We start from the raw sequence: 20,517 nt of genomic DNA, 5'->3' as shown, positions 1-20,517 counted from the left end.
CAATCAGGAAAGCAAATGTTCAGGAAGGATATCGTTATCCCGTCTGGCGCAGTAGCGCTTGCACTCTGTGTCTTCTCACTCCAGGCGGACCCTCTTAAGGCAACGCAGTACGGCGATTTCGATCGCTACGTTCTGGCGCTTTCCTGGCAAACCGGATTTTGCCAAAGCATGGTCGAACGTAACCGCGACGAACCGGACGAGTGCCGGCTGCAAAAAGAGAGCAACAACAAAACCGATTTTCTGACCGTCCACGGCTTATGGCCTGGCCTGCCGAAATCGATCGCTGCTCGCGGCGTGGATGAACGCCGCTGGATGCGCTTCGGCTGCGCCACGCGTCCGGTGCCGAACATGCCGGAAGCAAAAGCCAGCCGCAAATGTGCCGCCGCAGAAACCGGACTATCGCTCTCGGGCGCGGCAAAGCTGAACAGCGTGATGCCCGGCGCGGGCGGCAACTCCTGCCTTGAACGTTATGAATACGCGAAACACGGTGTCTGCTTTGGTTTTGATCCCGACGCCTATTTCGGCACCATGGTGCGCATGAACCAGGAAGTGAAGAGTAGCGCGGTAGGGGAATTTCTGGCGGAAAACTACGGCAAAACCGTACGCCGCAGCGACTTTGATGCCGCCGTGGCCAAAAGCTGGGGGAAGCAGAACGTTAAAGCCTTCAAGCTTACCTGCCATGGCAATCCGGCCTATTTGACCGAAATGCAGATCTCGCTGAAATCCAGCACCATTAACCAGCCGCTCTCTGCCGGCTCCTTTGCTCCGCAGCCGCATCCGGGCAACTGCGGTAAACAGTTCGTGATCGATAAAGCCGGTTACTGATTGTTCCTGCGAGCGTCCGGGCGTACCAGATCGAACCGATGGCTGTCGCTGATGGCGTAGTAGGCCGTCGGTCCACCCGCACGCAGAATGGGCTGCGCTTTTGCGGTCTGGTAAATCCCCTCCTCCAGCAGACTTTCGGCGATGTGGACGCCCACCACTTCGCCGAGCACCAGCCAGGTATCAATCGGCGTCCCGTCCGCGCCGGTAAGCTGAATGCACTGCGATAATCGACACTCGAAATTAACCGGGCTTTCCGCCACGCGCGGCGCGCCCACAAGCTGGCTGGCTACGGGCGTCAGGCCGGCAAAGGTAAATTCATCCTCACCATGAGGCAGCGTGACGGAAGTTTCATTCATCGCCTCGGCCAGATCGCGCGTCGCGAGGTTCCAGACAAACTCACCGGTTTCGGTAATATTCCGCACGCTGTCCTTCCAGCCGTTGCTGGAAAAACCAATGATTGGGGGGCGATAGTTAAAGCAGTTAAAGAAGCTGTACGGGGCCAGGTTCAGCTGTCCGGTCTTATCACTGGATGAGATCCAGCCAATCGGACGCGGGCCGATAATGGCATTCAGCGGGTCGTGCGGCAGGCCGTGCCCCTGAGAAGGTTGGTAAAAGTACATATCGCTCTCTCTACGGTGGGCTGCAACGCGCATTGCCCGGGTTCGGTCTTCCCAGACTAACGAAATTTCCGTTCAGCGTGAATCGGGGGCCGGGTTTATTGCCAAAAATTCATATGGCGCATGATTGTGACGTTCATCACTTCAAACTTACGGGTTCAGACAGTATCATCAGATAAGTTAAACCCTCGCTGCCAGACGGCGAGGGTTTTCTTTTGGATTGGTTTCTGCGTTACACGCAGCATTAACGACATGGAGTAAAAATGTCCAGACCTACGATTATCATCAATGAACTCGACGCAGAACGTATTGACCGCCTGTTGGAAAAACCAGAATTTGCCTCGCTGCCAGTAGCGGATGCGCTGAACGAGGAGCTAGACCGGGCGCAGATGTGTACGCCTGAAACCATGCCGCATGATGTGGTCACCATGAACAGCCAGGTGAAGTTCCGCAACCTGACGACCGGGGAAGAACTGACCCGCACGCTGGTCTACCCGGCGCAGATGACCGACAGCAGCACGCAGCTTTCGGTGCTGGCCCCCGTGGGCGCGGCGCTGCTTGGGCTGCGCACGGGCGATACCATCCACTGGGAACTCCCGGGCGGCGCCTCGGCCCATCTGGAAGTGCTTGAGCTGCTCTACCAGCCCGAAGCCGCGGGCGATTACCTGCGTTAATCCCTTCTGAACAAGCGACCCCGCTTTGCACAGAGGATGCGTCTGCATCCTCTTTCCGCAAAATCACCCGAGAGTGTCAGTGAGAGGCCTCACACGACGCCGCCGGGGAAAGCATTCACCAGCCCTTTCACCTTCTGCTGTGCGGCCTCCGGGGTATCTGCGCCAGGCACCAGGATCACCTTGCGGCACTCCTCCTCGCGTTTTTCGAAAATCTTATAGGCGCGCTCCGCGTCGGCCAGCGGAAGGTAATGGGTCACAATATCTTCCGGCGTGAGCAGCCCCTTTTCGATGAGCGGCAGCAGCTCTCCCAGCCAGGCATGGACGTGCGTCTGGCCCATCTTAAAGCTCAGCCCCTTATCGAAGGCATCGCCAAACAGGAAGCCGTGAATAAACCCGGCATATACGCCCGGCACGCTGACCACGCCACCGCGTCGCACCGCCGCAATGCACTGGCGCAGGGCTTTGCCGCTGCTGCCTTCAATTTTCAGGTTACTGAGGATCGTTTCCGTCGTGCTGCCTTTGGCCTCAAACCCGACGGCATCAATGACCGCATCCACCCCGCGCTGCCCGGCCGTTTGCTCAATGATTTTCTCCGCCGCGTCGTTATCGTCATCAAAGTTAATCGGGATGGCGCCATAGCGCTCCTGAGCAAACCGCAGCCGGTAAGGGTGATGGTCAACCACGAAAATCTGCTCTGCGCCAAGCAGACGCGCGCAGGCAATGGTCAGTAGCCCCACCGGTCCGGCCCCGAATACGGCGACGCTGGAGCCTTTCTGGATCTGGGCGTTTTTAGCCGCCTGCCAGGCGGTTGGCAGAATATCGGACAGGAAAAGCGCTTTGTCATCAGACAACAGCTGCGGCACTTTAAACGGCCCCACGTTACCTTTCGGCACGCGCACGTACTCAGCCTGTCCGCCCGGCACGCCGCCGTAGAGATGGCTGTAGCCAAACAGCGCCGCAGGAGCGGGAATTTGCTTTTTGTTGAGCGCCGCGCCCTGCCCGCGGTTCGTGTTTTCGCAGGCCGCGTACTGCTGCATCTGGCAAAAGAAGCAGTCGCCGCAGGCGATCACAAACGGGATCACCACCCGATCGCCTTTCTGCACGTTTTTCACCTCGCTTCCGCACTCCACCACTTCGCCCATAAATTCATGACCAAAGATATCGCCGTGCTGGACCTTGGGAATTTTTCCGCGATAAAGATGCAGATCGGAACCACAGATCGCCGTGGCCGTTACGCGCAGGATGATATCGTCTGGCTGTTCAATGCCCGGGTCAGGCACGTTATCAACCCGAACATGGTGTGGACCGTGATAGGTGAGAGCTTTCATGCAACCTCCGAAAGGGTGTGGGTTAGCTTATAAAAGGGTAGCTACCCCACGGGATCTGCCCCGGAATCCGGCTGTTTTGAGATTTATCCTGGCGAAATGAAAAAGTGCTGTCGGGATTACAGAAACCATTTATATTTTGTGGTTGAATGATTTCAGCGTTTATAAACAAGGAGAAACGGTTATGTATCAAACAATCATTATGCCGGTTGATGTTTTCGAAATGGAACTGAGTGATAAAGCTGTACGTCACGCGGAATTTCTCGCGCAGCAGGACGGAATTATTCATCTTCTGCATGTCTTACCGGGCTCTGCCAGCCTGAGCCTGCACCGCTTTGCTGCCGACGTGCGCCGTTTTGAAGAGCATTTACAGCACGAAGCCGAGACGCGCCTGCAAACCATGGTCGGGCATTTCAGCATCGACCCTTCCCGCATTAAAACTCACGTTCGCTTCGGCAGCGTTCGCGACGCCGTCAACGAGCTGGCCGCGGAGCTGAATGCGGACGTAGTGGTGATCGGTTCGCGTAATCCTTCCATCACCACGCACCTGCTGGGATCGAACGCGTCCAGCGTGATCCGCCACACCCACATTCCGGTGATGGTCGTCAGATAAAAAAAGAGGCCACCTTCTGGTGGCCTCTTGCATTGCAGGTATAGTCTTGCTTTCTTTTGTTATGCGGTTTTGGTGCGGATCAGGTAATCAAACGAGCTCAGCGACGCTTTCGCACCTTCGCCGGTGGCGATGATGATCTGCTTGTACGGCACGGTGGTACAGTCGCCTGCCGCAAATACCCCTTTCACGCTGGTTTCGCATTTCGCATCAATGATGATCTCGCCCATGCGGTTGCGCTCAATCGCGCCTTCCAGCCAGGTGGTGTTTGGCAGCAGACCAATCTGAACGAAGATCCCCGCCAGCGGTACGCTGTGGGTATCGCCACTCACGCGGTCGCGGTATTCCAGGCCGGTCACCTTGCTGCCGTCGCCTTTCACTTCCGTCGTCTGGGCATTCAGCACAATGTCGACGTTATTCAGGCTACGCACTTTGTCCTGCAACACCTGGTCCGCTTTCATCTCTGGGGCGAACTCCAGCAGGGTAACGTGTTCAACAATCCCCGCCAGATCGATAGCCGCTTCCACGCCGGAGTTACCACCGCCGATCACCGCTACGCGTTTGCCTTTGAACAGCGGGCCGTCGCAGTGCGGGCAGTAGGTCACGCCTTTGGTGCGATACTGATCTTCTCCCGGCACGTTCATGTTGCGCCATTTCGCGCCGGTAGCAATGATCACGCTACGCGCTTTCAGCACCGCGCCAGAGGCGGTTTCAATCTGGTGTAAGCCACCTTCTACCGCCGCCGGAACCAGTTTGCTGGCGCTCTGGCTGTCGATGACGTCCACGGCGTAATCGCTGACGTGGGCCTTTAACGCACCGGCCAGCTTCTGACCTTCGGTTTTCGGCACGGAAATGTAGTTTTCGATGTCTACCGTATCGAGCACCTGACCACCGAAACGCTCGCCCATCAGGCCGGTGCGGATCCCTTTACGTGCGGAGTAAACCGCTGCCGCCGCGCCCGCAGGGCCGGAACCGACAATCAGCACATCGTACGCATCGCGTTTGTTCAGCTCTTCCGCCGCGCGTTTTTCTGCGCCGGTATCCACTTTCGCGACGATTTCCGTCAGCGTCATGCGGCCCTGGCCGAACTCCTGACCATTCAGATACACCGCCGGAACGCCCATCACGTTGCGATCGGTGATTTCATTCTGGAACGTGCCGCCGTCAATCGCCGTATGCTTGATGCGCGGGTTCAGAACCGACATCAGGTTGAGCGCCTGCACCACGTCCGGGCAGTTGTGGCAGGAGAGCGAATAATAGGTTTCAAACTCAAAATCACCGTCGATATCGCGGATCTGCTCCAGCAGGGTCTGCGCTTCTTTCGACGGATGACCACCGGTCCACAGCAGCGCCAGCACCAGTGAGGTAAATTCATGTCCCAGCGGAGAGCCGGCAAAACGCGGTCCCTTGTCCGAGCCCGGGTTAGTAATCAGGAAAGAAGGTTTACGAACCGCAAGCGAATTGTCTTCTTTGAAGGTCACTTTCGGCGACAGTTCAGCGATCTCTGCCAGCAGCTCTTTGATTTCTGCCGATTTCGCGCTGTCGTCCAGCGTGGCAATCAGCTCAACGGGTTTGGTCAGTTTCTCAAGGTAGGCCTTGAGCTGGGTTTTCATATTGGTGTCGAGCATGGTTCTTCCCTCTCTTAAGACGTCATCATGCAAGCTGCCTTTGCGGGCGGCCTGAATGCAACTTGCATCATGGTGCTGGAATGAAATGGGCGCGGGTGCGCCCATTGATTGCCGGGGGCACTTCGTTTACCCGGCCTACGATACCGTAGGCCTGTGCAAGCGCAGCGCCGCCAGGCTTTACAGACTTAGATCTTGCCGACCAGGTCCAGAGACGGCGCCAGAGTCGCTTCGCCTTCTTTCCATTTCGCCGGGCACACTTCGCCTGGGTGAGAAGCCACGTACTGAGCCGCTTTCACTTTACGCAGCAGGTCAGATGCATCACGGCCGATACCTTCAGCGGTAACTTCGATAGCCTGGATAATACCCTGCGGGTCAACAACGAAGGTTGCACGGTCTGCCAGGCCTTCATCTTCACGCATGTTGTCGAAGTTACGGGTCAGGGCGCCAGTCGGGTCGCCGATCATCGCGTATTTGATTTTCGCGATGGTTTCAGAGCTGCTGTGCCACGCTTTGTGGGTGAAGTGGGTATCGGTAGACACTGAGTAAACGTCTACGCCCAGCTTTTGCAGTTCGTCGTAATGGTCAGCGACGTCACCCAGTTCAGTCGGGCAAACGAAGGTGAAGTCAGCCGGATAGAAGAAGAAGACGCTCCAGCGACCTTCAGTATCTTTCTCGGTAACTTCAATGAACTCACCGTTTTTGAACGCCTGGTTTTTGAAAGGTTTAATTTTGGTGTTAATCAAGGACATCTGTACTTCCTCCGTGTTTTCGTTGAGATGTAAGGTAACCAACTTTGCTCATCGGGGCTAATGCGTATGCTTTATCAAATCAATCAGCCAAACCTTACAACGGCAACAAGACAGCAAGGTGAACCCTTTACAGGAAAGCCTGAAAGTAAAAAGGCCGCCTCAACGGGCGGCCCTGATACCTGAATTCCCCGCAGGTACATTCAGTGCCAGCCGAAGCTGGCGTTGCGTTGCGCTCTACTTACCTTGTATCAAGGCGGTAACAGCACCCTGATTACACCACCCGTACAGGCATTGAGCAATCCTTAACAGGGGCATTCCTGTCTATGGCTCTGATAGGTTTAACCGAACAGTCATAACCGCCTGACTAAATCAAAACGGGTGATGAATAAGAGGCAATATATAAATGTCAATTACCCTTTAATTTATTATCGCTCTGTTCAAAGATAAAATTATCTTAATCACATCTGAAGTTCTATTTCATTAATGCGACAGCGTGATATATTAAGATGACTTAAATATCTTTTTAAGTCGTTAACCAAAAGGATTGTAAATGGTTAGCTTTAATCTATAGTTATCAACAATATGTCATACCCGCACACACGGCACAGTCAGGATGAAACATGGCAAACCTTTACGATCTTAAAAAGTTCGATCTTAACCTGTTAGTTATTTTTGAATGCATTTATCAACATCTTAGCATCAGTAAAGCAGCGGAAATGCTTTATATCACCCCTTCCGCGGTAAGCCAGTCGCTTCAGCGCCTGCGTGGTCAACTGAACGATCCGCTGTTTATTCGTTCCGGTAAAGGCATCACCCCGACGACCGTTGGCATCAATCTGCACCAGCATCTTGAGAAAAACCTCAACCAGATCGAGCAGACCATCAACCTGATGCACGATGCCGACATCAAAAAGAAGTTTGTGATTTATTGCTCGCAGATGGTCTCTCCGGGCTACCTTTATGAACCCATCCGGCTACTGATGTCTCAGGAAAATTACGAGGTAGAACAACGCGATATGCTCGTTTCGGCAGAGTCTGCGGAGGATTTACTGGCCTACCGCAAAGCTGACCTGATCTTTACCGTTTCGCCGGTCAACAGCCGCGCCGTGGTGTGCTCTCACTTCGTGACAATTCCGTCTGTGCTGTTTTGTCGCCAGGATCATTCGCGCCTTGACGGCGAGGTCACGCTGGACCAGCTAAAGCAGGAGAAGTTTACCTTCTACCAGAGCAACAATCCGGGTATTAAGGAGCTTCAGGGCCGTGCATCGGACATTTATCCTGACAGAAATATCGCCTTTCGCACGGACTCCATGAGCTCGTTTGTCTCTATGGTCAGCATGTCGGACCTGTTAGGGTATATCCCGCTTTCTATTTTTGAAACGTATAAATCATCGCTCGGGTTAAAACGGCTTTTACCACCGTTTGAATTACCGGCAGTTCCTATTTATATGCTTTACAACCGCTCGTCGCTGAACAGCACCGTTTTTTCAACATTCATTGAAAAAATGCATAAGCTGGCGCATTAACCGTATCAATATAATGAACTACCGCCGCCCGTGAGCAGGCGCACGATATAGCAATGATGACTTGTGAATACAGACAGATAATACCATTATTGGCGTTCAATAATGTAAAAAGTCTTCAATACGCAGGACGCGATTCATCATGTCTCTCTATAAATTACCGCTTCAGGAAAATGTTCTGGAGGCGTCTACAGAACGCATAAACTGGACGCTTCAGAACCTGACGCGGGTCTGCGTCTCTTTTTCTGGCGGAAAAGATTCAACGGTTATGCTCCACCTTGTCGCGCAGCAGGCGCGGCGCTTAAAGCGAAAAATCGACGTGCTTTTTCTGGATTGGGAAGCACAGTTTTCAAGCACTATCGAGCACATCGAAAACATGCGGGTGCTCTATCAGGACGTTATCCATCACTTCTGGTGGGTGGCTCTGCCAATCACCACGCAAAATGCGCTGTCCCAGTTTCAGCCCGAATGGCAGTGCTGGGAGCCGGGCACCCGCTGGGTTCGCCAGCCGCCTGAAGATGCCATTACCGACCCACAGTACTTCGCTTTTTATCAGCAGGGGATGACCTTCGAAGCCTTCGTCCGGGACTTTGCCGAATGGTATGCGCGAAGGCGCCCCGCCGCAGTGATGGTGGGCATCCGCGCCGATGAATCCTACAACCGCTTCCTGGCTATCGCCTCAGCCCGCAAGCAGCGCTTTTCCGATGACAAACCCTGGACAACCGTCGCGCCGGGCGGGCATGCCTGGTATATCTACCCTCTCTACGACTGGAAAACCGCCGACATCTGGACCTGGTTCGCCAAATCCGGCTGCCCCTATAACCCCCTCTACGACCTGATGTACCAGGCCGGCGTGCCGCCGCGCTATATGCGCATCTGTGAGCCCTTTGGTCCCGAACAGCGTCAGGGATTATGGCTCTATCACGTTGTGGAGCCCGATCGCTGGGCCGCCATGTGCGAACGCGTGAGCGGCGTGCGCAGCGGCGGAATTTACGCCGGGCACGATAACCACTTCTACGGCCACAGAAAGATCCTCAAGCCCGACCACCTGAGCTGGCGCCAATACGCCATGCTGTTGCTCGACAGCATGCCGCAAACGACCGCTGAACATTACCGCAATAAGGTCGCGGTGTACCTGCACTGGTATCAGAAGCGCGGGATGGCGGATATCCCCGAAACGCAGGAGGGCGATATTGGCGCGAAGGATATCCCCTCATGGCGGCGGATATGCAAGGTTCTGCTGAATAACGATTACTGGTGTCGGGCGCTCTCGTTTAGCCCAAACAAACCCAGGCACTATCAGCGCTACAGCGAACGAATGAAATCAAAACGCAAGGAGTGGGGAATTTTATGCAACAACGAATAATCAGCGAGATGGAAGCGTACCTTCAGACGTTAAGCGATGAGAAAAGAATTGACGCTATCAATGCGTTTCGCCAGGCCATGCATCAGCTCAGCCCGTTTCGCGATCAGCCCGTCGACTGCGTGCTGTGGATCAGGCAGGACGACATCAGCGCCAACGATTACAACCCCAATAACGTGGCGCCACCGGAAAAACGGCTGCTCAGCAAATCGCTGGAACTGGACGGCTTTACCCAGCCCATCGTGGTGACCGAAAGCGAGCCGGCGCACTATGAAATTGTCGACGGATTCCATCGCCACGAAATCGGCAAAAGCAGGGCCGCGCTGAAGCGCCAGCTCAGGGGCTATCTGCCCGTCACCTGCCTGCGCAAAGATCGCCAGCATAAGCTTGACCGGATGGCGGCCACCATTCGCCATAACCGGGCCCGCGGGCGTCACCAGATTAACGCCATGTCCGACATTGTGCGGGAACTGGCCCAGCTAGGCTGGAACGACGAAAAAATCGGTAAGGAGCTGGGGATGGACGGCGACGAGGTGCTGCGCCTGAAGCAGATCAACGGCCTGCTGGAGCTGTTTGCAGACCGTCGCTATTCCGAAGCCTGGACGGTGAAATAGTCAGAGCGTCGCCAGACGCTCCGCCGCCGCCAGCAGCGTCGATTCCTGCTTCGCAAAGCACAGGCGAATCAGCTTGTGCGGGAAGGGATCGGCGCAGAACACCGACAGCGGAATGGCCGCCACGCCCACCTCTTTCGTCAGCCACCGGCAAAAGCTGACGTCGTCCAGATCGGAAATCGCGCTGTAGTCCGCCAGCAGGAAGTAGGTCCCTTCGCAGGACAGGATTTCCAGGCGGCTTTTGCCGAGCGCGGCCACGAACAGATCCCGACGCGCGCGGTAAAAATCCGGCAGCTCGCGATAGTGCTGCGGTTCGCTGCGCAGCATGTCCGCCAGCGCCAGCTGGGCGGGCGTGTTGACCGCAAAGGTCAGGTACTGGTGCACCTTACGCAGCTCCGCGCTGATGGCCGCCGGGGCCACGCAGTACCCCACTTTCCAGCCGGTCATATGGTAAGTCTTCCCGAATGATGACACCGCAACCGCGCGCTCGCGAAGCTGCGGATGGGCCAGCACGCTGGCATGCCCTTCCGCCGCAAAGCAGATGTGTTCGTAGACTTCATCGCTCAGGACGTAAATTTCCCGCTCAACGATGGCCTGCCACAGCGCGGCAAAATCGGCCTGTTGCCACACCGTCGCCGACGGATTGTGCGGAGTATTCAGGATCACCAGACGGGTTTTATCGCTCAGCAGCGCGGCGAACGCCTGCCAGTCAGGACGAAAGTGCGGCGGCTGGAGCGCCACGCGCTTCACCACGCCACCGGAGAGTTCAACCGCAGGCGCATAGCTGTCGTAGCTCGGGTCAAAGCAGATCACTTCATCCCCAACGCGCACCAGCGCGGTAATGGCCGCATAGAGCGCTTCGGTCGCCCCTGCGGTCACCGTGATATCGCTGTTCGCATCGGGCTGATAGCCATACAGCGCCGCCGTTTTGTCGGCAATGGCTTCCCGCAGCGCCTGCACGCCGGTCATCGGCGCATACTGATTCGCCCCCTGCGCCACGTGGTGTGCCAGACGTTCCTGTAGATATTCCGGACCGTCAAAATCGGGGAACCCCTGCGAGAGGTTAATGGCGTTGTGCTGCTGCGCCAGGGCGCTCATCTGCGTAAAGATGGTGGTACCGAGGTTAGGAAGTTTACTCTGCGGTATCAATGCGTTATTGCTCATGTTGTCGTGCCTGCTTGTAATACTTATGTTGCTGCCACTATAACACGATGTTAATCTTTGGCAATCAAGACGCTTAGACGTCTAAACCATATCAATATTCCTGGCCGAGGGGTAAAAGGAAATGACAGACAACCTGCTGCTCACACACCTGGTCGACGCCTGCCGCTGGATAGGCGCCAAAGGCTGGGCACCCGCCACCGGCGGCAATATGTCGGTGCGTCAGGACGAGCACCTCTGCTGGCTCAGCGAGTCCGGCAGGGACAAAGGCAGCCTGACCACCGACGATTTTCTCCAGGTTGAGATCGCCACCAACCGTGCGCCGTCTGGCCGAAAACCCTCGGCAGAGACCGGTCTGCACACCCTCATATATCGCCTGTTCCCGGAGGCTAACGCTGTCCTGCACGTTCACACCGTTAATGCCACGGTGCTGTCGCGTCTGGTCAAAGAAGCCGAGCTGAATATCAGCGGTTTCGAGATGCAGAAATCGCTTACCGGGCAGACTACCCATCTGGATTCCGTCGCCATCCCGGTGTTTGATAACGACCAGGACATCGACGCCCTCGCCTCGCGCATCGCCCATTACGCCCAGGAGCGTCCGCTTAATTATGGTTTTCTTCTGCGCGGTCATGGCTTAACCTGCTGGGGACGTGACGTGGCCGAAGCCCGCCGTCATCTGGAAGGATTAGAATTCTTATTTGAATGCGAAATGCGTTTACGACAACTGGAGAGAGTATGATTCGCGCGATTGTGACGGATATTGAAGGGACCACCAGCGATATCCGTTTTGTCCATGATGTTTTGTTCCCCTACGCGCGTGAGCGGCTGGCGGCCTTCGTGACCGCGCAGCAGTACGCCGAGCCGGTCAAATCGATTCTGGACAACCTGCGCGATGAAATCAGCGATCCGCATGCCGGCGTAAGCGAGCTTATCAACGTGCTGTTTAGCTTTATGGATGAAGACCGCAAATCAACGGCGCTTAAAGCCCTGCAAGGCATCATCTGGCAGGAGGGCTACATCAACGGTGACTTTACCGGCCATCTCTACCCTGACGTGCTGCCGGCGCTGGAAAAATGGAAGGCGCAAGGAATTGATCTCTATGTTTATTCCTCAGGCTCCGTTGCTGCGCAGAAACTGTTATTTGGCTACAGCGACGAAGGTGATATTACTCATCTGTTCAGCGGCTATTTTGATACGCACATCGGCGCCAAGCGCGAAGTGCAGTCTTACCAGAACATAGCGGCGCAAACGGGCATCGCCCCGTCGCAGATCCTGTTCCTGTCCGATATCCATCAGGAGCTGGACGCGGCTGAACAGGCGGGTTTTCGCACCCTGCAACTGATTCGCGGTGAAGATGACGGCGCGAGCCATCACCATCAGATCCACCAGTTTGACGAGATTAATCCGGAGCAGATCCCTTCATGAGCGCATTGACCATTTATTCCGATAAAGACGCCAGTCAACACCTGTGGCACAGCACCGACGCCGCCGAGATCGCTCAACAGCTGAACGCTAAAGGCGTGCGCTTTGAGCGCTGGGCGGCAGACCGTGATTTAGGGCAGGATCCTGCGCCCGAAGCCGTGATCGAAGCGTATCAACATGCGATCGACAAGCTGGTGGCAGAGAAAGGCTACCAGAGCTGGGACGTCATCAGCCTGCGCGCCGACAATCCGCAGAAAGAGGCGCTGCGTGCGAAGTTTCTCAACGAGCACATCCACGGCGAAGACGAAGTGCGCTTTTTCGTGGAAGGTGCGGGGCTGTTTTGCCTGCACATTGGCGATGAGGTGTACCAGGTACTGTGCGAGAAAAACGACCTCATCTCCGTGCCCGCCGGCACGCCCCACTGGTTTGATATGGGATCAGAGCCGAACTTTACGGCAATCCGTATTTTCGACAATCCGGAGGGATGGGTGGCGCAGTTTACCGGGGATGCGATTGCGGATGCGTATCCACGCCTGGCATAGGTATTCGCCTTGCTCCCTCTCCCCGTGGGAGAGGGCCGGGGTGAGGGCATCAGCGTACACCGCCCCTTCACCTGCCTCACCAGTCGAGCGCCCCTTCAGGCAAGCTATTCTCAGGCAAATTTCCCTGCCGCCACCTAATCCGGCGTGACCACGCCCGTGTCCAGCACCCAGCCGCTAATCAGCGAGGCAGGCGTGACGTCGAACGCCGGGTTATACACCGCCGCGTTTTCCGGCGCCCACTGCACCGCGCCAAAGCTTCCGGCAACGCCCGTCACTTCGCTGGCGGCGCGCTGCTCGATGGGGATCGCATCCCCGTTCGGGCAGGCCGGGTCGAGCGTCGTTTGCGGGGCAGCGACGTAGAACGGAATGCCGTGGAATTTCGCCAGCACCGCCAGTGAATAAGTGCCGATTTTATTCGCCACGTCACCGTTAGCGGCGATGCGATCGGCTCCCACCCACACGGCGTCGACCTGCCCTTTCGCCATCAGGCTGGCGGCCATGGAGTCGGTAATCAGCTGATACGGCACGCCCAGCTCGCCCAGCTCCCACGCGGTCAGCCTGCCCCCCTGCAACAGCGGACGGGTTTCATCCACCCACACGTTGCTGACGTTGCCTTCCTGATGCGCGCGGGCAATCACCCCCAGCGCCGTCCCTACGCCCGCCGTTGCCAGCCCGCCGGTATTGCAGTGGGTCAGCAGACGGCTACCGGGTTTCACCAGCGCGCTGCCCGCTTTCGCAATCGCATCGCAGAGCTGCCGGTCTTCGTCAATCAGGCGCAGCGCCTCAGCCACCAGCGCCGGAACGAAATCCTCTTTCCACAGCGCAAGCTTCATGCGGTCGAGGTTGTTCATCAGGTTTACCGCCGTCGGGCGTGCGGCGCGAAGCGTGTCCAGCGCCGCCGCCAGCGCGTCGCGGCTTTTGCCGTTTTCCGCCAGCAGCGCCAGCAGCAGGCTTGCAGAGAGACCAATCAGCGGCGCGCCGCGCACCCGCAGAGCGTGAATATGCCCGACCAGCGCCTCTACCGTTGAGGCATCCAGCCAGCGTTTCTCCTGCGGAAGCGCCTGCTGGTCGAGAATAAAGAGCTGATTATCCGCCACCCGCAGGCTGGTCGTCTGTAATGTCTGCATGTCGTTAATTCCCTGTTGCGTTGTTGTAGCACATTGTGTCAGGATGAAATCCAGATGTATAGACGTCTACATGTCTTAATTAGTTAACTCGTGAGGAGCAGGCCATGTCGCAATACCGTACCTTTACCGCTCAGGACGCCGTGGAGTATGCCAGGCAGTTTGGCGGGCTTGACGATCCGTCATCGCTGGTAGAGGCGCAGGAAGTGGGCGACGGCAACCTCAATCTGGTTTTTAAAATTTACGACAGCGCGGGCGTCAGCCGCATCATCGTCAAACAGGCGCTGCCCTACGTGCGCTGCGTCGGGGAATCCTGGCCGCTGACGCTGGATCGCGCCCGCCTCGAGGCGCAAACCCTGGTCGAGCATTACAGGCACAGCCCGCAGCACACCGTAAAAATCCACCACTATGACCCGGAACTGGCGGTGATGGTGATGGAAGATCTCTCCAGCCATCGCATCTGGCGCGGCGAGCTGATCGGCAACATTTACTACCCGCGGGCGGCGCGCCAGCTGGGTGAATATCTCGCTCACACCCTGTTCCACACCAGCGATTTCTACCTGCACCCGCACGAGAAAAAAGCGCAGGTGGCGAAGTTCATCAACCCGGAGATGTGCGAGATCACTGAAGATCTGTTCTTTAACGATCCGTACCAGATCCACGAGCGCAATAACTACCCTGCCGAGCTGGAAAATGACGTCGCCGCCCTGCGCGACGACGCCCCGTTAAAAATTGCCGTGGCCTCCCTGAAGCACCGCTTCTTCTCGCATGCCGAAGCGCTGCTGCACGGGGATATTCACAGCGGCTCGATTTTTGTAGCCGACGGCAGCCTGAAGGCCATCGACGCCGAGTTCGGCTACTTTGGCCCGATAGGCTTTGACGTCGGCACCGCCATCGGCAACCTGCTGCTCAACTTCTGCGGTCTGCCGGGGCATCTGGGCATTCGTGATGCCGCCGCCGCGCGCGAGCAGCGCCTGACCGATATTCAGGAACTGTGGAACAGCTTCGCGGAACGTTTCCAGGCGCTGGCAAACGAGAAAGCCCGCGACGCCGCACTCAGCGCGCCGGGCTATGCCTCCGCGTTCCTGAAAAAAGTCTGGCACGATGTCATCGGCTTTTGTGGCACCGAGCTGATTCGCCGCAGCGTCGGGCTTTCTCACGTCGCGGATATCGACAGCATCCAGGACGAGGCGATGCGCCACGAATGCCTGCGCCACGCCATTACGCTTGGTAAAGCACTGATTCTGATTGCCGACCGCATCGACAGCGCGGAAGCGCTGGTAGCAAGGGTGCGGCAGTACAGTTGAGTGCCGTTTGTTTGCCGGGTAAGGCGCAGCCGCCACCCGGCAAATCTCACCCCAGATACTCAATCACCGACAGCCCGCCGTTATAGTCCGTGCTGTAAATAATCCCCTGCGCGTCCACAAACACGTCGCACGACTGGATCACCTGCGGACGATTCGGCCGCGTGTCCATCATTCTCTCCGGCGCGGCGGGCACCAGCGCCCCGGTTTCCACTGGCCGATACGGGTTGGAAATGTCATACGCGCGTACCCCCGCGTTCTGATACGTCGCGAAAATCAGCGTTGAGCTGACGAAGCTTCCGGGCCGGTTCTCATGCAGGTTGTGCGGGCCGAAATGCGCCCCTTTTGCCACGTAGTCGGTTTCATTCGGCTGCGGGAAGGTGGAGATGCTCACCGGGTTGGACGGTTCGCGGATATCAAACAGCCAGATCAGCTTCTCGCCGTCCTGCTGGTTATCCAGCACCGCTTCGTCCAGCACCACCAGCAGATCGCGGTCCGGCAGCGGCAGCGCGGTGTGCGTCCCGCCGCCAAACGGCGGGCTCCAGTTGCGGTGGCTAATTAGCTTAGGCTGGGTACGGTCCTTCACGTCCAGCAGCGTTAAGCCGCCGTCGCGCCAGCTGCCGTACGCCGTATCGCCCGCGATAATGGCGTGATGCAGCGCGTAGCGCTTGCCCTCCGGCCAGTTGGGCTGTTCCCCTGCGGCCTGGTTCATCCCCGACAGCCACCAGCGCCCCGCCACCTCGGGCTTGCGCGGGTCCGCCAGGTCAATAGTCAGGAAAATATAGTCGGTAAAGCCGTCGATCAGCGCTGACACGTACGCCCAGCGTCCGCCAACGTACCAGATGCGGTGTATGCCGATACCGCTCAGCGACAGAAAGCCAATTTCGCGCGGCGCGTCGGGGGTTGAGATATCAAACACCCGCAGCCCGGCGCTCCAGCCTCTGTCCTGCACGTCGCTGACGGTCTCTCCTACCTGACGGGTGTAGTAGACCTTCTCGTCGGCAAAGCGGGCATCGGCAAACAGATCCCGGGCGTTAATCACCAGCAGCAGGTCGTCATGCGCCTGGAGGTGCACGTTCCAGGTGCCCGGCGGCGCAGGCACATAGCCCGCGGGTTTCGGATTTTTTGGATCGCGCACGTCCACAATCGAAAAGCCCTGCGACACCATATGGCCAATATACGCAAAGCCGCGATGCACCATCAGCTGAACGCCGTCCGGTCGGCCGCCCTGGTCGCTATGGCCAATCAGCCGCATATTGCGGCTGTATTCGGGGGTGGATAATTGAGACACCTGAGCTCCTTATGCCCGGTGGCGCTGCGCTTACCGGGCCTACGGGTGCAAAATGTAGGCCGGGTAAGGCGCAGCCGCCACCCGGCTTGGTTTACTTGTTTTTAGCGGCAAGCGTCGCAAACCACGGCGCGATAAAATCGTCCGTCTGGCCCCAGCCCGGAATGATTTTGCCCAGCGACGCCACGTTCACCGCCCCCGGCTGCGCGGTCAGCAGCGCCTGCGGGATCGCGGCGGCTTTGAAGTCGTAGGTGGCAGGCGTGGCTTCTCCGGCAATCTTGTTGGCGATCAGGCGCACGTTGGTCGCGCCAATCAGCTTCGGATCCACCGCCACGCTCACTGCCCACGGGCTACCCGGCTCGCGCATCAGCTGTAAGTCCTGGTTGGAGATATCAATGCTGTAGAGCTTGATCTCGGTGCGGCCATTCTCCTTCAGCGCCTTATACGCCCCCTGGCTGAAGGCGTCCCAGGTGCCCCAGATCGCGTCGATTTTGCCTTTCGGGTATTTCGCCAGGATCGCCCCCACCTTGTTGGCTGTATCGCCCTGCACGTCAGAGGAAACCGCGCCGATGGACTCCAGCTCTTTAATCTCCGGGTACTGCTTTTGCAGTTCTTTATAGGCTGCCTGACGGCGCTCCATCGGCGGGAAGCCCGCCACCCACAGCTTGACGATGTTGGCCTTGCCGTTGAAATCTTTCGCCAGCTGGCCGAAGGAGAGGTTCGTCAGGGAGGCATCGTCCTGCTGGGTGACGGTCACGCCCGGGATCTCGCCGTTAACGGCGGTATCAAATACGGCGACCTTGATCCCGGCATCAACCGCCTTCTTCACCAGCGCGGTGGAGTACGGATCGCGGCCCTGCGACAGGATGATCCCGTCATATTTCTGGCTGATGGCCTGGTTAACAAAGTCCTGGAATTTGGCGTCATCCCCGTTGCTCAAAAAGGTGCTGACCTTAAAGCCGAGCTTTTTCCCTTCCTGAATCGCCCCGGCAACAAACTGCGTGGTGTTGTCGTCCGAGCCGAGGTTACGGATCACAGCGATGCGGATCGGTCCTTCGTGGTTCGCAATGGCGGCCGGAACCGGCGCGGGCGTGGCCGCAAATCCCGGCAGAGAAGTGAGTAACCCCAGTGCCACCAAAGAGAGCGCAATCTTTTTCATTTATTATCCCGTTGTGTTGTCAGCGTTTTTGTATGTAGGTAATCGCCAGCGCTACCGCGAGCACCAGCCCTTTTATTATGTCCATGGCGTAATACGGCACGGAGAGCATCACCAGCCCGTTCGACAGGACGCCGAGGATCACCGCCCCCACCAGCGTGCCCAGCGCGTTCGGCTTGCCGGACCCGGCCAGCGAGAAGCCAATCCACGCCGCGGCCACCGCATCCATCAGATAGCCGCCGCCCGCATTGACCTGCGACGACCCGATGCGGGAGGCCAGCAGAATGCCGCCCAGCCCCGCCAGCAGCGAGGCAATCACGTAGGCCGCCACCTTATAGCGCGTGGTGCGAATGCCCGAGAGGCGCGCCGCTTCCGGGTTACCGCCAATGGCGTACATCCGGCGTCCATGGGTGGTCAGCGACAGCCCCAGCTGCGCCAGCAGCGTCACCGCCAGCATGATGATGACAATGGTCGGCACCTGCCCCAGCAGGCCAAACGCCGCCGGAATGGTCCCTTCCGCCATGTCGCCGCTCGGCAGTACCATGTTCTCGGTAATCGACCCGCCGTAGCTGTAGGTCATCGCCACGCCCTGAATGACAAACAGGCTGGCGAGCGTGGCGAGCATGTCCGGAATACGCAGGATGACGATCAGAAAGGCGTTAAACAGGCCGACCAGCGTGCAGAGCACGAGAGTGATCACAATCGACTCGGTAGTGCCGAAGCCGTGCCAGACGAAAAGCGAAATGACCAGCGCGTTCGCCAGCGACGCGGTCGATCCCACGGAGAGATCGAACCCGCCGACGGTCAGGGAAATCGACACGCCAACGGCAATCACCGTCACGATGGCAATCGAGCGCAGAATATTGATGATGTTGTTCGGGTCGAGAAAGCTGTCCGACGCCAGGCCAAAGACGGCCACCAGCGCGACGACGGTGAGCAACATGCCCCATTTATAGAGAAAATCAAAAAGTTGCTGACGGCCAGACGCCGCCGCGGTCACTGAAAGGGCCTTGCTCACGACGCCGTTCCTCCGGTTGAATAATAAAGTAGTGTCTCTTCACGGGCCTCGGCCCCGGCGATTTCCGCCACGATGCGCCCGTCCCACAGCACGCAGATGCGGTCGCACAGCCCCACCAGCTCGGCGAACTCGCCGGAGGCGTAAATCACCCCTTTGCCCTCGCGCGCCAGGCCGTCAATCAGCTGGAACAGATCGGTTTTGGCCTTCACGTCCACGCCTTTGGTCGGCTCGTCGAAGATCAGCACGCTGGCGTCATTACGCAGCCACTTGCCGATGGCTACCTTCTGCTGGTTACCGCCGGACAGACGGCGCAGCACCTGCCCCGGTCCCCGAGCGCGCACACCGATGCGGGCAATGACCTCTTCCGCCCAGCGCCACGCCTGACGATGACCAAACAGACTCCAGCGCGAGAAGCTGTTATCGGCGCTCACGGCAAGGTTCATGCTTACCGTCTCGTCGATAAAAATACCCTCCTTGCGCCGCTCCTCCGGCACCAGCGCCAGGCCGCGCAGCACCGAGTCTGCCGGATCGCGCGGTTTCCAGGCCTGATGGTTCAGCTCGCCGCGCGCCACGCGGCTTTTGCTGGCGCCAAACAGCGCCTTGCAGAGTTCGGTTTTCCCCGCCCCCGCCAGCCCGGCAATGCCGAGGATTTCGCCTTTGCGCAGGTGCAGGGAGATGTCTTTCAACAGGACATCGTCGTGAAGCCCGTCGACGCGCAGCAGCGTCTCTTCGCCGTGCGGCGGGCGTGCCGGCGGGTAGATATCGCTCAGCTCGTGGCCCAGCATCTTCTCAACAATCTCTTCACCGCTGAGATCGGCCATCGGGCCGGACTCAATCAGCTTGCCGTCGCGCAGCACCGTCAGGGTGTCGCAGATGGCCTTCAGCTCGTGAATACGGTGGGAGATAAACACCACGCCGATGCCCTGCTGTTGGAGACGTCTTACCACCGCAAACAGACGCTCGCTTTCGTGCGCGTCCAGCGGCGCGGTGGGCTCATCAAGGATCAAAAATCGGCAATGGTGTGACAGCGCCCGCGCCAGCAAAATCTGCTGCTTTTCGGCAAGGGTGCAGCTGTCGATGGAACGGCGAACGTCCAGCGAAACATCCAGCTGCGCCAGCGCCTGCCGCGCCTGCTGGCGAACGGCGCGCCAGCTGTAGTGATGTCCCGGCTGCGCCAGCTGGTCGAGCATAATGTTCTCCGCAATGCTCAGCCCGGGGATCAGCGCCACGTCCACCTCCTGCTGCACGAGGTGAATGCCCAGCCGTTTGGCGTCCAGCGGCTCGCGGATGCATACCGGCTGGTTGTTGATGCAGATTTCGCCTTCATAACGATCGTGCGTCCCGCACAGTACCGCCATCAGCGTCGATTTCCCCGCGCCGTTGGCCCCGGTCAGCGCATGCACCGACCCGCCGTTCAGGGTAAAGTCCACGCGCGACAGCGCCTGAAAGCCGGAAAAGGCCAGGCTGATACCGCGCATCTCAAGGCGACTGGAAACCATCCGCGTAAATCCTTCATTACTCTTCTGATTTAGCGAATTTTTCACAGCTCCGGTTGACTGACAACGACGGAAAAGGCA

20 protein-coding genes are annotated in these 20,517 nt (G+C 58.0%); 10 read left to right on the top strand and 10 right to left on the bottom strand.

The window, feature by feature from the left end; all coding sequences use genetic code 11:
• Nucleotides 1–15 precede the first annotated feature (15 nt).
• Entirely contained in the window at nt 16–825 is an 810-nt protein-coding gene (gene rna / locus E0L16_RS01510) for a ribonuclease I (RefSeq protein ID WP_131636161.1), read from the top strand.
• On the opposite strand, the gene E0L16_RS01505 is transcribed toward rna, so the two are convergent.
• On the bottom strand, nt 819–1,445 hold the full coding sequence (locus E0L16_RS01505; protein WP_131636160.1) for a flavin reductase family protein: 627 nt from the start codon (nt 1,443–1,445) through the stop codon (nt 819–821). The genes rna and E0L16_RS01505 overlap by 7 nt on opposite strands.
• Before the next feature lie 260 nt (nt 1,446–1,705).
• On the opposite strand from E0L16_RS01505, the gene rnk reads away from it, so the two are divergent.
• Nucleotides 1,706–2,116 carry a nucleoside diphosphate kinase regulator gene (rnk, locus tag E0L16_RS01500; RefSeq protein WP_006809650.1) on the top strand — a complete coding sequence of 137 codons (411 nt, stop codon included), beginning with the start codon at nt 1,706–1,708 and terminating at the stop codon, nt 2,114–2,116.
• A gap of 89 nt (nt 2,117–2,205) precedes the next feature.
• Here the strand turns inward: rnk and E0L16_RS01495 are convergent, their stop codons facing one another.
• Nucleotides 2,206–3,444 (bottom strand): zinc-dependent alcohol dehydrogenase, encoded by a 1,239-nt coding sequence (locus E0L16_RS01495; RefSeq protein ID WP_015571156.1) that lies wholly within the window; start codon nt 3,442–3,444, stop codon nt 2,206–2,208.
• Between the two features lie 181 nt (nt 3,445–3,625).
• Here E0L16_RS01495 and uspG point away from each other — a divergent pair, with 181 nt between their 5' ends.
• Nucleotides 3,626–4,054 (top strand): universal stress protein UspG, encoded by a 429-nt coding sequence (gene uspG, locus E0L16_RS01490; RefSeq protein WP_063449390.1) that lies wholly within the window; start codon nt 3,626–3,628, stop codon nt 4,052–4,054.
• A gap of 59 nt (nt 4,055–4,113) precedes the next feature.
• On the opposite strand, the gene ahpF is transcribed toward uspG, so the two are convergent.
• Complete coding sequence (ahpF, locus tag E0L16_RS01485) at nt 4,114–5,679, bottom strand: alkyl hydroperoxide reductase subunit F (protein ID WP_063866069.1); 1,566 nt, start codon at nt 5,677–5,679, stop codon at nt 4,114–4,116.
• 185 nt (nt 5,680–5,864) lie between these two features.
• The gene (ahpC, locus tag E0L16_RS01480; RefSeq protein ID WP_008501015.1) at nt 5,865–6,428 is read right to left on the bottom strand and encodes an alkyl hydroperoxide reductase subunit C; all 564 of its coding nucleotides are present in this window, start codon (nt 6,426–6,428) and stop codon (nt 5,865–5,867) included.
• Between the two features lie 620 nt (nt 6,429–7,048).
• On the opposite strand from ahpC, the gene citR reads away from it, so the two are divergent.
• The 3 genes from citR (at nt 7,049) to E0L16_RS01465 (ending at nt 9,928) form a co-directional block, all read left to right on the top strand.
• Nucleotides 7,049–7,954 (top strand): DNA-binding transcriptional repressor CitR, encoded by a 906-nt coding sequence (gene citR, locus E0L16_RS01475; protein WP_131636159.1) that lies wholly within the window; start codon nt 7,049–7,051, stop codon nt 7,952–7,954.
• Nucleotides 7,955–8,093: 139 nt separating this feature from the next.
• A complete protein-coding gene (locus tag E0L16_RS01470; RefSeq protein ID WP_131636158.1) occupies nt 8,094–9,317 on the top strand; it encodes a phosphoadenosine phosphosulfate reductase in 1,224 nt (407 codons plus the stop codon).
• On the top strand, nt 9,302–9,928 hold the full coding sequence (locus E0L16_RS01465) for an IbrB-like domain-containing protein (protein WP_131636157.1): 627 nt from the start codon (nt 9,302–9,304) through the stop codon (nt 9,926–9,928). The genes E0L16_RS01470 and E0L16_RS01465 overlap by 16 nt, the downstream gene beginning before the upstream one ends.
• Here the strand turns inward: E0L16_RS01465 and E0L16_RS01460 are convergent, their stop codons facing one another.
• The gene (locus tag E0L16_RS01460) at nt 9,929–11,089 is read right to left on the bottom strand and encodes a pyridoxal phosphate-dependent aminotransferase (protein WP_131636156.1); all 1,161 of its coding nucleotides are present in this window, start codon (nt 11,087–11,089) and stop codon (nt 9,929–9,931) included. It lies immediately after the preceding gene.
• A 121-nt stretch (nt 11,090–11,210) separates the two neighbouring features.
• Between E0L16_RS01460 and E0L16_RS01455 the strand changes: the two genes are divergently transcribed.
• The 3 genes from E0L16_RS01455 to E0L16_RS01445 are packed head-to-tail and all read left to right on the top strand — an operon-like array spanning nt 11,211 to nt 13,050.
• A complete protein-coding gene (locus tag E0L16_RS01455; RefSeq protein WP_131636155.1) occupies nt 11,211–11,825 on the top strand; it encodes a methylthioribulose 1-phosphate dehydratase in 615 nt (204 codons plus the stop codon).
• Nucleotides 11,822–12,511, top strand: a complete 690-nt coding sequence (mtnC, locus tag E0L16_RS01450; protein WP_063866063.1) for an acireductone synthase — start codon at nt 11,822–11,824, stop codon at nt 12,509–12,511. Before E0L16_RS01455 ends, mtnC begins: the two co-directional genes overlap by 4 nt.
• Nucleotides 12,508–13,050: a 1,2-dihydroxy-3-keto-5-methylthiopentene dioxygenase gene (locus E0L16_RS01445; protein ID WP_131636154.1), complete on the top strand. Its 543-nt coding sequence runs from the start codon at nt 12,508–12,510 to the stop codon at nt 13,048–13,050. Before mtnC ends, E0L16_RS01445 begins: the two co-directional genes overlap by 4 nt.
• 134 nt (nt 13,051–13,184) lie before the next feature.
• Here E0L16_RS01445 and mtnA read toward each other — a convergent pair whose 3' ends face one another.
• Nucleotides 13,185–14,177: an S-methyl-5-thioribose-1-phosphate isomerase gene (mtnA, locus tag E0L16_RS01440; RefSeq protein WP_131636153.1), complete on the bottom strand. Its 993-nt coding sequence runs from the start codon at nt 14,175–14,177 to the stop codon at nt 13,185–13,187.
• Between the two features lie 104 nt (nt 14,178–14,281).
• On the opposite strand from mtnA, the gene mtnK reads away from it, so the two are divergent.
• Complete coding sequence (gene mtnK / locus E0L16_RS01435) at nt 14,282–15,481, top strand: S-methyl-5-thioribose kinase (protein WP_131636152.1); 1,200 nt, start codon at nt 14,282–14,284, stop codon at nt 15,479–15,481.
• Between the two features lie 46 nt (nt 15,482–15,527).
• On the opposite strand, the gene E0L16_RS01430 is transcribed toward mtnK, so the two are convergent.
• The 4 genes from E0L16_RS01430 to E0L16_RS01415 form a co-directional block, all read right to left on the bottom strand.
• Nucleotides 15,528–16,769 carry an LVIVD repeat-containing protein gene (locus E0L16_RS01430; RefSeq protein ID WP_207388497.1) on the bottom strand — a complete coding sequence of 414 codons (1,242 nt, stop codon included), beginning with the start codon at nt 16,767–16,769 and terminating at the stop codon, nt 15,528–15,530.
• A 91-nt stretch (nt 16,770–16,860) separates the two neighbouring features.
• Nucleotides 16,861–17,925, bottom strand: a complete 1,065-nt coding sequence (locus E0L16_RS01425) for a sugar ABC transporter substrate-binding protein (RefSeq protein WP_131636151.1) — start codon at nt 17,923–17,925, stop codon at nt 16,861–16,863.
• A gap of 19 nt (nt 17,926–17,944) precedes the next feature.
• The gene (locus E0L16_RS01420; protein ID WP_131636150.1) at nt 17,945–18,940 is read right to left on the bottom strand and encodes an ABC transporter permease; all 996 of its coding nucleotides are present in this window, start codon (nt 18,938–18,940) and stop codon (nt 17,945–17,947) included.
• Nucleotides 18,937–20,439, bottom strand: coding sequence for a sugar ABC transporter ATP-binding protein (locus E0L16_RS01415; protein WP_131636149.1), 1,503 nt, complete (start codon nt 20,437–20,439; stop codon nt 18,937–18,939). The genes E0L16_RS01420 and E0L16_RS01415 overlap by 4 nt, the downstream gene beginning before the upstream one ends.
• Nucleotides 20,440–20,517 lie beyond the last annotated feature (78 nt).

Origin of the sequence: Enterobacter quasihormaechei, assembly GCF_004331385.1 — a bacterium.
GTDB lineage: Bacteria > Pseudomonadota > Gammaproteobacteria > Enterobacterales > Enterobacteriaceae > Enterobacter > Enterobacter quasihormaechei.
Note: the sequence above shows the minus strand (reverse complement) of the source record. Positions and strands in the feature narration are given on the sequence as shown.

Bases quoted from the DNA above. Each gene is read 5' to 3' on its own strand.
- rna (WP_131636161.1), top strand. From the start codon at position 16: ATGTTCAGGAAGGATATCGTTATCCCGTCTGGCGCAGTAGCGCTTGCA.
- E0L16_RS01505 (WP_131636160.1), bottom strand. From the start codon at position 1,445: ATGTACTTTTACCAACCTTCTCAGGGGCACGGCCTGCCGCACGACCCG.
- rnk (WP_006809650.1), top strand. From the start codon at position 1,706: ATGTCCAGACCTACGATTATCATCAATGAACTCGACGCAGAACGTATT.
- E0L16_RS01495 (WP_015571156.1), bottom strand. From the start codon at position 3,444: ATGAAAGCTCTCACCTATCACGGTCCACACCATGTTCGGGTTGATAAC.
- uspG (WP_063449390.1), top strand. From the start codon at position 3,626: ATGTATCAAACAATCATTATGCCGGTTGATGTTTTCGAAATGGAACTG.
- ahpF (WP_063866069.1), bottom strand. From the start codon at position 5,679: ATGCTCGACACCAATATGAAAACCCAGCTCAAGGCCTACCTTGAGAAA.
- ahpC (WP_008501015.1), bottom strand. From the start codon at position 6,428: ATGTCCTTGATTAACACCAAAATTAAACCTTTCAAAAACCAGGCGTTC.
- citR (WP_131636159.1), top strand. From the start codon at position 7,049: ATGGCAAACCTTTACGATCTTAAAAAGTTCGATCTTAACCTGTTAGTT.
- E0L16_RS01470 (WP_131636158.1), top strand. From the start codon at position 8,094: ATGTCTCTCTATAAATTACCGCTTCAGGAAAATGTTCTGGAGGCGTCT.
- E0L16_RS01465 (WP_131636157.1), top strand. From the start codon at position 9,302: ATGCAACAACGAATAATCAGCGAGATGGAAGCGTACCTTCAGACGTTA.
- E0L16_RS01460 (WP_131636156.1), bottom strand. From the start codon at position 11,089: ATGAGCAATAACGCATTGATACCGCAGAGTAAACTTCCTAACCTCGGT.
- E0L16_RS01455 (WP_131636155.1), top strand. From the start codon at position 11,211: ATGACAGACAACCTGCTGCTCACACACCTGGTCGACGCCTGCCGCTGG.
- mtnC (WP_063866063.1), top strand. From the start codon at position 11,822: ATGATTCGCGCGATTGTGACGGATATTGAAGGGACCACCAGCGATATC.
- E0L16_RS01445 (WP_131636154.1), top strand. From the start codon at position 12,508: ATGAGCGCATTGACCATTTATTCCGATAAAGACGCCAGTCAACACCTG.
- mtnA (WP_131636153.1), bottom strand. From the start codon at position 14,177: ATGCAGACATTACAGACGACCAGCCTGCGGGTGGCGGATAATCAGCTC.
- mtnK (WP_131636152.1), top strand. From the start codon at position 14,282: ATGTCGCAATACCGTACCTTTACCGCTCAGGACGCCGTGGAGTATGCC.
- E0L16_RS01425 (WP_131636151.1), bottom strand. From the start codon at position 17,925: ATGAAAAAGATTGCGCTCTCTTTGGTGGCACTGGGGTTACTCACTTCT.
- E0L16_RS01415 (WP_131636149.1), bottom strand. From the start codon at position 20,439: ATGGTTTCCAGTCGCCTTGAGATGCGCGGTATCAGCCTGGCCTTTTCC.